The organism is Bacteroides propionicigenes (genome assembly GCF_018390535.1).
GTDB lineage: Bacteria > Bacteroidota > Bacteroidia > Bacteroidales > Bacteroidaceae > Bacteroides > Bacteroides propionicigenes.
Map to the genome: position 1 here is coordinate 37,594 of NZ_JAHBBW010000014.1, position 13,258 is coordinate 50,851.

Consider the following 13,258-nt stretch of genomic DNA (forward strand, 5'->3'; position numbering starts at 1 on the left):
TCATTCTTCGTACATCTTATCAATCAACTCTTTGTAGTTCTTTGATACCACAGAGCGCTTCAGCTTCAATGTATTTGTCAACTCGCCCCGTTCCATATTAAACGGTTCGGGCAATAAAGTGAAACGTTTCACTTGTTCATAGTGAGCAAACTGTTGCTGCAACGTATCAATGCGGGCACGGAACAAGCCCTGTACCTTAGGATGTTGCAACAAGTCCTCCATATCCTTATATTCAAGTCCCTTCTCTTTGGCATAATTCTTCACCAAGCCGTACACGGGAACTATCAGGGCGGACACAAACTTACGCTGATCGGCAATAACAGCAATCTGGTCGATATAACGGTCTATTGCCAGCTTGGTTTCCAAAGCCTGCGGGGAAATATACTTGCCATTGGAAGTCTTGAACAAGTCTTTAATGCGCTCAGTCAGATACAAGTGGTCACCCTTCATATAACCGGCATCACCTGTATGAAACCAACCGTCTTTGTCGATAGCCGCAGCAGTAGCTTCCGGCTTCTTGTAATAGCCGACAGTAATAGTCTTGCCTCGGAGCAGAATCTCATTGTTCTCTCCTATTTTCACTTCAACATCGGGCATCACAGTTCCTACCGAACCTATTTCATATCCCTTGTCGAGGAAACAGGAAACGGTAGCCGTAGACTCCGTCAGTCCATAGCCCACTACCATATTGATGCCTACGGAGTGTACAAATTCACATATTTCATCGGACACAGCCGCACCTGCCGTAGGGAAGAAGTTACCATTCTCAATACCGATTGTCTTTTTCAGCAAAGCATAAATAGTCTTTTCATAAAACTTATACTTCAAATGAAGCATCAACGGCGGTGTTTTGCCTGCACGCAGGTAATCTATGTTATGTATCTTGCCTACTTTGATGGCATCCAGCATCATCGCCTTCCGCAAACCGGTTTCCTGCGCAATCTTCTCTTGCACACCTGCATATACCTTTTCCCAGAAGCGGGGAACACTGCACATCAACGTAGGACGTATTTCCCTGATAGTGGTCTGAATATCTGCCGGGCGAAGATTAATGCAGACTTGTACTCCTCTGTGAATGCAGAGATAAGTCCAGGCTTTCTCAAATACATGTGTCAGCGGAAGGAAGTTCATGGACACGTCCTTATCCGTCATGGCGGTCAGGCGAATGTCATGAATGCGTATAGCTTCTCTGTAGTTGAAGTGATGCAGCATAACTCCCTTCGGCTCACCGGTAGTACCGGATGTATAAAGAATATTGGCAAGATCGTCGTCCGACGCACGGGCGGTACGCTCTTCTACAACATCGTTATGAGGAAGTCCCTCGCCCAACGCAAGGAAATCATCGTAGTAAATAGATGTTTTATCGCGAGGGTCGAGCACGACACTACGGTCAAAAACAATCAACTTCTGCAAAGAATGGCAAAAACCGAATGCGCTGAAGGCCGCATCGTATTGAAACTGTTCGCCTACAAAAAGGAAGCGTATCTGAGCGTCATTAATAATATACTGCGCCTGAGCCGAGGAACTGGTGGCATACAGCGGTATGGTCACCAAGCGATTGGCAAAAGCTGCAAAATCAGTAAACAAACATTCTGGTTTATTTTGTGAGAAGATACCGATATTCCTCTGTTCCTCCACTCCCAAAGCCACCAGCGCATTGGCTGCCTGACGTACTGTTTGGGAGAATTTATTCCAAGTGATAGGTATCCATTGTGATGTTTCATAGTCCCTGTATTTAAGGGCTACTTTGTCTCCATACTTCTCTGCCTGACGGTGTACCATGACAGACAAATGATGATAAGTCATATCTTTAATAAATTGGTAAATATGGGCACAAAGGTATTAGTTTTATTTGAAACTATCTCCCTTTTTCGGGATTTATCCGTAAGTTTGCAAAGTAATAACAAATATATAACTAATCTTGACGATGATAACCGACATACAGACTTTGGTTTCCGAAGCTACCGGATTGCTTAAATCATTGATAGCCATTCCCTCATTAAGCCGCGAAGAAGAACAAGCTGCGGACTTTCTACAGAATTACATCGAAATGCAGGGAATGTCAACCGGAAGAAAAGGCAACAACGTATGGTGTCTCAGCCCGATGTTCGACTTGAGCAAGCCGACGTTGCTGTTAAACTCACATATTGATACGGTGAAACCTGTAAACGGGTGGCGGAAAGTTCCGTTCACCCCATCGGAAGAGAACGGCAAGATTTATGGCTTAGGGAGTAACGATGCCGGAGCAAGTGTCGTTAGTCTGTTGCAAGTGTTCCTGCAACTCTGCCGGACTACACAGGCATACAATCTCATTTATTTGGCTTCCTGCGAAGAAGAAGTGTCGGGCAAGAACGGAATAGAATCCGTACTGCCGGAACTGCCGCCCATACAATTCGCCGTTGTGGGTGAGCCCACGGAGATGCAACCCGCCATTGCCGAAAAAGGACTAATGGTACTGGATGTTATCGCTTACGGTAAATCGGGCCATGCCGCCCGAAATGAAGGCGACAACGCCATATATAAGGTACTAAACGATATTGCCTGGTTCCGCGACTACCGTTTCACGAAAGAATCGCCCTTACTGGGGCCGGTGAAGATGAGTGTAACCATGGTAAATGCAGGGACACAGCACAATGTGATACCGGATCGTTGCACATTCGTTGTCGACATCCGCAGTAATGAATGTTATAGCAATCAGGAGCTTTTCGACGAAATACAGAAACATATCGGTTGTGAAGCCAAAGCCCGCTCTTTCCGTTTGAGTTCTTCGCACGCCTCACCCGACCATCCGCTGGTAAGAAAAGCTGTCGAGCTGGGCAGAGTGCCGTTCGGCTCTCCTACACTTTCAGACCAAGCGTTGATGTCATTCCCATCCATGAAAATAGGACCGGGCAAGAGCAGCCGTTCCCATACAGCCGATGAATTTATTTTCATCAGGGAGATTGAAGAGGCGATTACGCTCTATCTGGAATTATTGGACGGAGCAAAGATATAAGACCTACCTGTTCAGCCAAGGTTCGGGATTCAGTTTCTCCTTCTCGCGGCGTAGCTGGAAATGAAGTACCGTGCGCCCGCCATCAGCCCCGTCCGAGAATACCTGGCCGATAGCCTGCTTGGTAGTAACCATATCACCTTGTTTCACCGAGGCAGAAGACAGGTTACAATATACGGAAATATAAGCTCCATGACGGATAAGGATATTAAACAACCCGTTCAACTTGAATACTGCCGCTACCTTGCCGTTGAAGATGGCACGAGCTTGCGCTCCCGGTTTTCCTTGAATGTCGATACCCTTATTATCAAGTTTGACATTGCGCAATCCTTCCACCGCATATTGCCCGTAATGGCTGGTTATGATGTAAGCCCCGCTGATAGGCATAGGCAACTTACCACGATTATTGGCAAAGTCACCGGACAACTCGCGATCGGCTTTGCTCATAGTATAGGTCTCCAGAGGAGCCGCTTTTGTTTTGGAGGCGGATGTTGCCGGCTTATCCGTCTTTGCCCCTTCTTTCTTGCGGGCAGCCGCTTCACGACGCGCTTCTTCTGCGGCGCGTTTGCGGGCTTTCTCTATTTCTTCAGCAATCAAGCGGTCGATGCGTGCATTAAGCTGATTGGCTTCACGACGCTTCTTGGCAATCTCATTCTGCAATCCGCGCTGCTTCTTCTGCAGACTGGTTACAAGAGTACGCTTTTCCTTCTCCTGCGCTTCAAGCTTTACCTTTTCGGCTTCACGCTCTTTCAGCAAATTGGCTTTGGCAGTCCGTACCTGCCGTAGTTCCGCTTTCTTCTTATTGACCTGCTCTTGCTTCTTCAGCACTTCCTCGCCCTGCAGACGTTGGTAAGTGGCATACTCTCGTACATAACGCAAGCGGCGATAGGTCTGCGCCAAACTTTGGGCGGAGAAAATAAACATCAGCTTCTCTTCAATGGAGCGATTCTTATAAAGATATTGCACGGACGAGTCGTATTTCTTCTTCTTGTCCTTCAAGTCTCGCTGTAATTTCCCCAACTGACGTTCCAGTGACGCCAACTCACGGTCTATCGACTCCACATCATTATTTATGGTAAGAATATAGCGCTTGCGCTCCTCTATCTGCCCGGTCAGGGCGGCAAGTCCGTTCAGCTGGCTGCTTACGGTTTTCTTTGTAGTTTTCAGAAGTGTTTCCGATTCCGTAATCTGCTTTTGCAAAGCGCCGCGCTTACTTTCCAATTCTTTTATCAGCTTGTTAGACTGTGCAAGAAGCGGAAGGGCCAGACAGAAACAACTTATAAAAATACAAAGCAAACGTTTCATAAGCTCATCAGCATTTCTAATATTTCATGTAACTCGACTTGTGTATACTTTGAAGACAGTTCGGTAGGCGTCAGGGAAAACGAAGTACTGGAGAAGCCGGACAACTCAATTCTACCCTTCTCCAATGAAGGGATACCCAGTTCCTTTCCGGACAATTCCTTCTTCCCATTGGGCTTGGAAGCATCGAACAGTATCTTTTCCAAATGGACAAAATCGGCTTTCTTCGGCAATACATCCTTCAATTCTTTGCGAGTAGCCCGCACATAACGCTTACCCATGCGGTCTACCAGTAATATTTCTTCGGGCGTCACTTCCATGCGCGCCACCTCTGTACGTATAATAGGCATAAGGAAAGAGAGCTGCATCCGTTCACCGCTTATCAATTTCATCGTTCCGTTGACGGTGAAAACGGCATCTTTGGTAGGAACTGTCAATCGTACCTTAGAAGATAAGTAACGGGCGCTTTCAGGCAATTTGGATGTCTCCGCCTTACGGGAAGTCTTACAACCTGCCAAACAACAGAGAAGAAAAAGCATAAAGACCAGTGTCTTACTATTGAATTTTGTCTGTACCATCACCTTATCACTTTTATCATTTATCACTTTATCCCCCTATCGCCTTACTTTTCATCAATATATTTCTTCTTCTGAATCTTCTGTTTCAGCGTTTTGGACTTACTTCCTATCTCCAATGCCTGCTTCCAGTATTCCAAAGCCTTATCCGCATCACCTGTCATATAATAGATGTCACCGCAATGTTCCACGATAACATCACTCTTGCCGCCATCATTTTTCATGGCATCGTCTATATACAAACGGGCTTCGGCATAATTGCCTTTCTCAAACAGAATCCAAGCATAAGTATCCAGATAAGTAGCATTATTGGGTTCTGCCTTTACCGTCTTATAACTCATCTCCTCTGCTTTGTCCAGATTGCGGCGCTCAACGGACAAGTAATAAGCATAATTGTTCAATGCTCCGATATTGGAAGGATTATACACCAATGCCGAATCATAAGCGGCATAAGCTTCCGTATTCAGGTCTTTCGTATGGTAAGCATCTCCCAAGATGGAATAGAAATCCGAAACAACCTCTTTCTTACTGTCGGCCGTGATTTGCGTCAATGCTTTCCGGCAGACGGAAATCACATCATCAGTCCGTTCCGCCTGATTATAAGCAATGGCCAGATAGAAATAGAACTCCAACATTTCAGGGTTGGTTTCAACACCCGCTTCACACAAATTGATAACATCATTGTAATCTTCCTTGCGTACCGCCTCACCCAGCAACATCATACGTGCAGCCGTATTGGTAGGGTCTATTGCCAATACTTGGCGCAGCACGGGAAATGCTTCTTTGTTCATGCCTTTAGACAAAAGGTATTGGGAATAAAGCATCGGTATGCCCGCATCATCCGGTTCCTGTTCCAGAATACGGTTGAAAAGGTTGATGACCCGCGTACTATCCTTACCGTCCTGCTCATTCTGCACCACGAACTGCCGCATTACATTCAGCTTTGTTTCCGACGGCACTTTCTTGTTGAGCAATAATGTGTCCATCTGCTGCTGATAGAGTTCCTTCTGACCGGTCGCCTCATAATAAGATGCCAGCGAATACATCGCCATAGCGTTGTCCGGCTCTGCATCCAACACCTTACGATACATATTATATGCTTCTTCCTTCTTCCCGTTCTGCATATACACATCACCCAGCACAACTTGATAACGGGAATCCATCGGGTACTCCGCAACCAAACTCTCTATCTCATGGAAAGCATTCTTATTATCCTTCATTTGCAGGTAGATACGGAACTTCTCCATACTCAGCTGCTCGCTTTTGCCCATCTTTCCCTCAATACGGTTCAAGGTGGCAATTACCTTATCGTACTGTTCCTGCCGATTGTAGATATCCAACAAGGCATAAAGCGGATCAAGCTTATCAGTGAAACGTACGGACATACTTTCCAACAGCTTCGTCGCTTTTTCCGTCTCATCCTGCTGCTGATAGAGATTTGCCAGTCCCTGACTGTACCAATAATTGCCGGGATCATTCTCCACAGCTTTCTCCAATGCAGCTTGTCCCTGAGGCACTTGTTTCAAGAACAGATAATATTGAGCCAGTTCATATAGAGCCGACGAAGCATTCGGATTGATAGTCAGACAGTGCTGCAACAAATCAAAAGCTGCATCATAATCTTTCTGAATCTTCAAGCGGGCTGCTTCCAGAAAAAAGTAATCATACTTACGCTGCTGTTCCGGAGCGAGCACGGCAGTCTCCACCGATTGCACTTTCATCTTCTGGCGGGAAGTGCCGCAGGAAACAAACAGCACACAGGCCAATAAGCATCCGATTATGTAAATATTCTTATTTCTCATGCAAGCTTCTTGTTATACGCCCGTATGTCCAAAGCCACCGGCGCCGCGTTCTGTTTCGTCCAACACGTCCACCTCCTGCCATACAGCCTGCTCATGGCGGGCTATTACCATTTGGGCTATTCGTTCGCCATCCTCAATTACAAATGTTTCCGAAGAAAGGTTTACGAGGATAATACAGATTTCACCGCGATAGTCGGCATCGATGGTTCCCGGAGAATTCAATACCGAAATGCCTTTCTTGATAGCCAAACCGCTACGCGGACGGATTTGCGCTTCAAAACCTGCCGGCAAAGCAATGTACAAACCTGTAGGAACCAAACAACGCTGCAAGGGTTCCAAAGCTATCGGTTCGGAAAGGTTGGCGCGGATATCCATTCCGGCAGATAATTCAGTGGCATATGCGGGTAACGGATGTTTCGACTTATTTATAATTTGGACAGTCATACTACAATTTGCTATTTACGATTGAGATTACTTTAAATTCACTATTTAACGGGCAAAATTACGGATTTTGAAGCAAATAGTCATACATTTGCAGTTAAATAATAAGAAAGTAACAACATGATGGACTGGAATACCCTCATATCTGCCAAGCGATTCGGCTTGGAAGAGTTTCATAAAGAACGCCGCGAGAACCGTTCCGAATTTCAGCGGGATTACGACCGCCTCGTCTTCTCCGCACCTTTCCGGAGACTACAGAACAAGACGCAAGTATTCCCCCTGCCCGGAAGCATATTCGTACACAACCGGTTGACACATAGTTTGGAAGTCTCTTGTGTAGGCCGTTCATTGGGTAATGATGTAGCCAAAGCCATCCTTGCCCGACGTCCCGAATTGCAAAGTTCTTATCTGCCGGAAATCGGTTCTATTGTTTCCGCCGCATGCTTGGCACACGATTTGGGCAATCCGCCATTCGGCCATTCCGGCGAGCGTGCCATTTCCACTTTCTTTTCGGAAGGGAAAGGATTGGCTTTAAAAGAACAGCAACCTAACGGAGAACAACTCACCCCGGCGCAATGGGAAGACCTGACACACTTTGAAGGAAACGCAAATGCCTTCCGCCTGCTTACCCACCAATTTGAAGGACGCCGCAAAGGCGGCTTCGTTCTAACCTACTCCACACTTGCCAGCATCGTAAAATATCCCTTTTCATCGAGTTTAGCGGGACAAAAATCCAAATTCGGATTCTTCACGACCGAAGAAGAAAGCTTTCGGCGGATAGCTGAAGAATTAGGCATGAAGAAGCTTAATGACTCGCCCCTAAAATACGCACGCCACCCGCTCGTTTATCTGGTAGAAGCCGCAGACGATATTTGCTATCAGATGATGGATATTGAAGATGCCCACAAACTGAAGATTCTGACAACTCAGGAAACACAGGACTTATTACTGTCTTATTTCCCTGATGAGCGCAAAGCGCACATACTCGATACGTTCAAGATTGTGAGCGACACCAATGAACAGATTGCTTACCTGCGTTCTTCTGTCATCGGGTTGCTTATCGGCGAATGCACCCAAGCATTCCTTGACAATGAAACGCAAATTTTGGAAGGAGAATTTGAGGGAAGTCTCATCAAGCATATTGCAGAACGGCCTGCCACAGCCTATAAAAATTGCGAGAAGGTATCTTTCAAAAAGATATACCGTTCGCGTGACGTATTGGATATAGAACTTGCCGGATTTCGCATCATCAGCACTCTGCTCGAACTGATGATTGATGCGGTATGTTCACCGGAAAAAACATATTCGCAGTTGCTCATCAACCGGGTGTCCGATCAATACAACATGAAAGCAACTGCGTTATATGAAAGAGTGCAAGCCGTATTAGACTACATATCCGGAATGACGGACGTATTTGCCCTCGACCTATACCGGAAAATCAACGGAAACAGTCTGCCGGCCGTGTAATTACCTGCTTGGAAAAAATATCTTATTCGCTCCGGAAGTCAGATTGCATGATTCCGGTTCGCTCTCGATGAATGACTGGATATGCCGGATACGTTTCTCTGCCAGAATTTCATCGACAGCGATTAAGATTCCCGTTTCTTCCACATCACCGAAACCGTAATTAATAGCTGTACCGAACATACGCATTGTCGGGCTAAGACTCATGTACGCATTCACCAACGGCGGAATATTGTATCCCAATTTACGGATTTCACCATTCAGAATCTTATAATCCTCCTTAAATGTATCTTTACAGAATAAAGCTGCCAATTCATTTTCGTCAGCTTCCAGTTGTAACGGTTTCATCGGAGTAATCAAGCTATCCTTATCCGCAAAATGCTTCTTCAAGAAATAAAGAATCATGTCGCGTCCCTTACGGATATAACTGGGATACATGGTAACCTTTCCGAAGAAATATTTCACATTAGGCATAACCACCGTTAATGCGCCCAAACCGTCCCATAAATTATCCAGCGCAAACAATCCCTTGCTATCACGACGGGTAGACTGATATTCGAGCGTCACGAATGAACGTCCGAGTTCGATGGTGGTAGGAAGATACTCATTCAGGAACTTCTCGGAAAAATTAAACATATGCGCAGTAGCCAAAATCGGCGCCCCATGCTCGTCAAAGCGTACATCCGTACCGAGAATATAGCGATAACCGCCCAATATCTCCTCCGCTTCCGGATTCCAGACAATCAACTGCTTATAGGGATTATCCATCAAATCGTATTCGTCAAGGTCCATGGACAACCCTGTTCCGCCACCGGCAGCACGAAATGCAATCTCACGCAGACGCCCGATTTCTTTCATCGTATTAGGTGAGTCCTGAGCGGTAATAATGTATATCTGATTATTACTCTTGTTCGTCATGCGCAAGCGTTTGTCTTCAGTCAACTCCGCTTTCAGCAATTCTTTGCTTATCGGTGCAATAATATCTTCCATCTTCCGATTTTCTATTTTTTAATATTCAATTTTCAACTTATAATTTATACACGATATCCTTCACATACTGCGCCCATTGTGCAGGTGTTTTCGTTTTATCGAATGTTTGCCAGGGAATAGGCTTGCCTATTGTAATAGTAAATGTTTTATGACGGTTTTTCAGCATTTCGTCCGCCAAGTAAAGCATGGCAATATTGAACTTGATGCCCAACGTTTTACAAAGATTGGCCAGATTATAAAAGAAGTCGGAATTACGTCCCTCAAAATGAATGGGAACTACATCACGATGTGCTTCAACACTCTTTACTATAAATGTCTTCTTCCAGTCCAAATCACGGATAACCCCATTCTGACGACGCGAGCAAAGTCCGGCAGGAAACATAATAAGTTGGTCATCCGACGCAAATCCGGCTTCCACCATTTTCGGAAAGTCCTTAGCCTGCTTGCCGGTCTTATTGATAGGAATGCAAAGGGGAGCCAATCCGTGCAGGTTCATGAGCAAGTCGTTTACCATATATTTCACCTTTCCATCGTAATAAGTTCCAAGCACGTAACCCAGCGCCACTCCATCCTGTCCGCCCAAAGGATGATTGGAAACAAACGTATAAAGACCGTCCTTAGACAGATTCTCCTCGCCTTTTACAATCAATTTGGCATCAAGGAAGTCCAAACAAGCCTGCAGAAACTCCACCCCAACTTTATCTTTCGACTCTTTCAGAAAGACATTCAATTCATCTTGATGAACGATGCGCTTCAAATAAGACACGACAAACTTAGGGATATATTTTACATGCTTCGGAGCTTTCTCCCGAAGAATCTTATCAATGTCAATCAAAAATAAAGAGTCGTCAGCCATTCTTTTTATGATGAAATGATTGCGCAAAATTAACGCATCTTTTTAATTAAATGCAAATATTTGATAGAAAACTGCACCCAAAATCTATCAAACAGCACCTAAAATCTATCAATTGATAGATTTTACCCCAAAGATTGCCTAAAAACCACCCGTCACAAAGCTAAAATTTCCGTAAACTTGCATTGCTGAAAAGCTAAACGAACAAGTAATCATTTAACAAAGCACATTATGAACAGTATTACATTTAAAAAAGATCTGGTTGGAGTACAAAACGACTTATTACGCTTCGCATATAAGCTCACCTCCGACCGCGAAGAAGCAAACGACCTTCTTCAGGAAACCTCTCTCAAGGCTTTGGATAATGAAGATAAATACATGCCCGATACTAATTTCAAGGGGTGGATATATACTATCATGCGCAACATCTTTATCAACAACTACCGTAAAGTTGTGCGCGACCAGACATTTGTAGACCAGACAGACAATCTTTATCATCTGAACCTGCCGCGTGACTCCGCCTTTGAGAGTACGGAAAGCACATACGACCTGAAAGAAATGCACCGCATTGTCAACGCACTGCCGCGTGAATATAAAGTTCCATTCTCCATGCATGTTTCCGGTTTTAAATACCGCGAAATAGCTGAGAAGCTGGGTCTTCCATTAGGAACCGTAAAAAGCCGCATCTTCTTTACCCGCCAAAAACTACAACAAGATTTGAAAGATTTTGTTTAACTAACACCCGATATAAAGTCATCCCATGAGATAAGCACATTCATCTCATGGGATGATTTTTTTTATCCAATACCCGCATCAATCCCCCACCAATAAAGTGATACAGCACCATATTCATTTTCAACAGTATAAGTAATCAACAACTTGTTGAAAACTTCTAAGCAAGATTTTAGTTAAAACATTGTGGGGAATTGTGGGGAAATGTGTATTTTTACCGTCGCTTATTATAATAAGGTGAAAATGATACGCTTTTTAGGCAATATTGAAGCAAAGACAGATACAAAGGGACGCGTATTTATCCCCGCCAGCTTCCGGAAACAGCTACAAGCCGTTTCCGAAGAAAGACTTGTATTGCGCAAAGACGTATTCCAAGACTGCTTGATACTCTATCCCGAAAGCGTCTGGTTCAAAACGCAAACCCAACTTCGGCAGAGGCTGAACAAGTGGAATGCCAAACACCAACAAATCTTCCGGCAATTCGTCAGTGATGCGGAAATCATGATTCCCGACGGGAACGGACGTATCCTGCTGCCTAAGCGTTACTTGCAAATGGCAGGCATACAAAGCGATGTACGCTTTATCGGCGTGGACAACACCATTGAAATCTGGGCGAAAGAGAAGGCTGAACAACCTTTCATGAACCCGGAAGAGTTCAGCGAAGCGTTACAAGATATTCTGGGAGATGATAATTGGGAAGCGACAGAGAGAAGTGGTGAGACAATAGAGCAATAAACGATTCTAACGAAAGAAAAATGAAGGAAGAAACGACATATCATATTCCGGTATTACTAATGCCAAGTGTTGACGGAATGGACATCCGTCCGGACGGAACGTACGTGGACGTAACATTCGGCGGAGGCGGTCATTCCCGGGAAATACTGTCCCGCTTAGGCAAAGGAGGAAGATTACTGGGATTTGACCAAGATGAGGATGCGGAACAAAACATCGTAAACGACCCGCACTTTACATTTGTACGCAGCAACTTCCGCTATCTGCATAATTTCCTGCGCTATCACGGTATCGAGCAAGTGGATGCCGTACTTGCCGACCTCGGTGTGTCATCACACCACTTCGATGACAGCGAGCGGGGATTTTCTTTCCGTTTCGACGGAGCGCTCGATATGCGTATGAACAAGCGTGCCGGGCTCACCGCTGCCGATATTGTGAATACATACGACGAAGAGCGTCTTGCCGATATATTCTATTTGTACGGAGAATTAAAGAACAGCCGCAAATTAGCGTCTGTCATAGCCAAGGCACGCGCTACCCAAAAGATTAGCACCATCGGAGAATTCCTGGACATTATCAAGCCCCTATTCGGACGCGAAAGAGAAAAGAAAGAACTTGCAAAAGTATTTCAAGCGTTGCGCATCGAAGTCAATCAAGAGATGGAAGCGCTGAAAGAAATGCTCTATGCGGCTACGGAAGCATTAAAGCCCGGCGGCCGGTTGGTAGTAATCACCTACCATTCGCTGGAAGACCGCATGGTGAAAAACATAATGAAGACCGGCAACATAGAAGGCAAGGCGGAAAAAGACTTCTTCGGAAACGTGCAAACGCCTTTCCGTTTGGTAAACAACAAAGTGATTGTTCCGGACGAAGCCGAGATTGAGCGTAATCCGCGTTCACGAAGCGCCAAGCTGAGGATTGCGGAAAAAGTGGCGGAAGGAAAGAAGTGACAAGACGGTAATGTGGTAAAATAACAAGGTGATGAACGAGACAGGTACCAAACAAGAAGAACAAAAAAGCGAAAAAGTAAAAAGACACACTTCGCTAAAGAATATTATAGGCGGCGATATTCTGGCTACGGACTTTTTCCGTCGTCAGACAAAACTACTTGTCCTTATCATGGTTCTTATTCTGTTCTACATCCACAACCGTTACGCTTGCCAGCAACAGATGATAGAGATAGACAAACTCAAAAAAGAGTTGATAGATATAAAATACGATGCTCTGACGCGCAGCTCCGAATTGATGGAACGAAGCCGCCAATCGCGCATCGAAGAATATATTGCAACGAAAGAAAGCGATTTGCAGACTTCAACCAATCCGCCATATTTAATCAAATAGGCGCAAGGTACGAGGAGCAAATAAGATTTAGTAA

General features: G+C 45.1%; 13 protein-coding genes. 6 read left to right on the forward strand and 7 right to left on the reverse strand.

Annotated features, from left to right (window positions below; translation table 11 throughout):
- Positions 1-1,806, reverse strand: coding sequence for an AMP-dependent synthetase/ligase (locus tag KG118_RS14800; RefSeq protein ID WP_117711659.1), 1,806 nt, complete (start codon positions 1,804-1,806; stop codon positions 1-3).
- Between the two features lie 121 nt (positions 1,807-1,927).
- Here KG118_RS14800 and KG118_RS14805 point away from each other — a divergent pair, with 121 nt between their 5' ends.
- Positions 1,928-2,995 carry a M20 family metallo-hydrolase gene (locus tag KG118_RS14805; protein ID WP_117711661.1) on the forward strand — a complete coding sequence of 356 codons (1,068 nt, stop codon included), beginning with the start codon at positions 1,928-1,930 and terminating at the stop codon, positions 2,993-2,995.
- 3 nt (positions 2,996-2,998) lie between these two features.
- Here KG118_RS14805 and KG118_RS14810 read toward each other — a convergent pair whose 3' ends face one another.
- Genes KG118_RS14810 through dut form a run of 4 tightly spaced genes read right to left on the reverse strand, consistent with a single transcriptional unit; the run spans position 2,999 to position 7,115 of the window.
- On the reverse strand, positions 2,999-4,297 hold the full coding sequence (locus KG118_RS14810; protein WP_117711662.1) for a murein hydrolase activator EnvC family protein: 1,299 nt from the start codon (positions 4,295-4,297) through the stop codon (positions 2,999-3,001).
- The gene (locus tag KG118_RS14815) at positions 4,294-4,872 is read right to left on the reverse strand and encodes a DUF4292 domain-containing protein (protein ID WP_117711708.1); all 579 of its coding nucleotides are present in this window, start codon (positions 4,870-4,872) and stop codon (positions 4,294-4,296) included. Before KG118_RS14815 ends, KG118_RS14810 begins: the two co-directional genes overlap by 4 nt.
- 44 nt (positions 4,873-4,916) lie before the next feature.
- Positions 4,917-6,671 (reverse strand): tetratricopeptide repeat protein, encoded by a 1,755-nt coding sequence (locus KG118_RS14820; RefSeq protein WP_117711663.1) that lies wholly within the window; start codon positions 6,669-6,671, stop codon positions 4,917-4,919.
- Positions 6,672-6,683: 12 nt separating this feature from the next.
- Positions 6,684-7,115: a dUTP diphosphatase gene (gene dut / locus KG118_RS14825; RefSeq protein ID WP_117711664.1), complete on the reverse strand. Its 432-nt coding sequence runs from the start codon at positions 7,113-7,115 to the stop codon at positions 6,684-6,686.
- A gap of 117 nt (positions 7,116-7,232) precedes the next feature.
- On the opposite strand from dut, the gene KG118_RS14830 reads away from it, so the two are divergent.
- A complete protein-coding gene (locus tag KG118_RS14830) occupies positions 7,233-8,579 on the forward strand; it encodes a deoxyguanosinetriphosphate triphosphohydrolase (RefSeq protein WP_117711665.1) in 1,347 nt (448 codons plus the stop codon).
- Here the strand turns inward: KG118_RS14830 and KG118_RS14835 are convergent, their stop codons facing one another.
- Both KG118_RS14835 and KG118_RS14840 read right to left on the reverse strand, forming a co-directional pair.
- Positions 8,580-9,566: a GNAT family N-acetyltransferase gene (locus KG118_RS14835; protein ID WP_117711666.1), complete on the reverse strand. Its 987-nt coding sequence runs from the start codon at positions 9,564-9,566 to the stop codon at positions 8,580-8,582.
- A 37-nt stretch (positions 9,567-9,603) separates the two neighbouring features.
- Positions 9,604-10,422: a 1-acyl-sn-glycerol-3-phosphate acyltransferase gene (locus tag KG118_RS14840; RefSeq protein ID WP_117711667.1), complete on the reverse strand. Its 819-nt coding sequence runs from the start codon at positions 10,420-10,422 to the stop codon at positions 9,604-9,606.
- A gap of 228 nt (positions 10,423-10,650) precedes the next feature.
- On the opposite strand from KG118_RS14840, the gene KG118_RS14845 reads away from it, so the two are divergent.
- From KG118_RS14845 to KG118_RS14860, 4 genes are all read left to right on the forward strand, one after another.
- Positions 10,651-11,154 carry an RNA polymerase sigma factor gene (locus tag KG118_RS14845; protein ID WP_117711668.1) on the forward strand — a complete coding sequence of 168 codons (504 nt, stop codon included), beginning with the start codon at positions 10,651-10,653 and terminating at the stop codon, positions 11,152-11,154.
- Positions 11,155-11,394: 240 nt separating this feature from the next.
- Positions 11,395-11,886, forward strand: coding sequence for a division/cell wall cluster transcriptional repressor MraZ (gene mraZ / locus KG118_RS14850; protein ID WP_117711709.1), 492 nt, complete (start codon positions 11,395-11,397; stop codon positions 11,884-11,886).
- 20 nt (positions 11,887-11,906) lie between these two features.
- On the forward strand, positions 11,907-12,833 hold the full coding sequence (rsmH, locus tag KG118_RS14855) for a 16S rRNA (cytosine(1402)-N(4))-methyltransferase RsmH (protein WP_117711669.1): 927 nt from the start codon (positions 11,907-11,909) through the stop codon (positions 12,831-12,833).
- Positions 12,834-12,864: 31 nt separating this feature from the next.
- A complete protein-coding gene (locus KG118_RS14860; RefSeq protein ID WP_117711670.1) occupies positions 12,865-13,224 on the forward strand; it encodes an FtsL-like putative cell division protein in 360 nt (119 codons plus the stop codon).
- Positions 13,225-13,258: the final 34 nt, after the last annotated feature.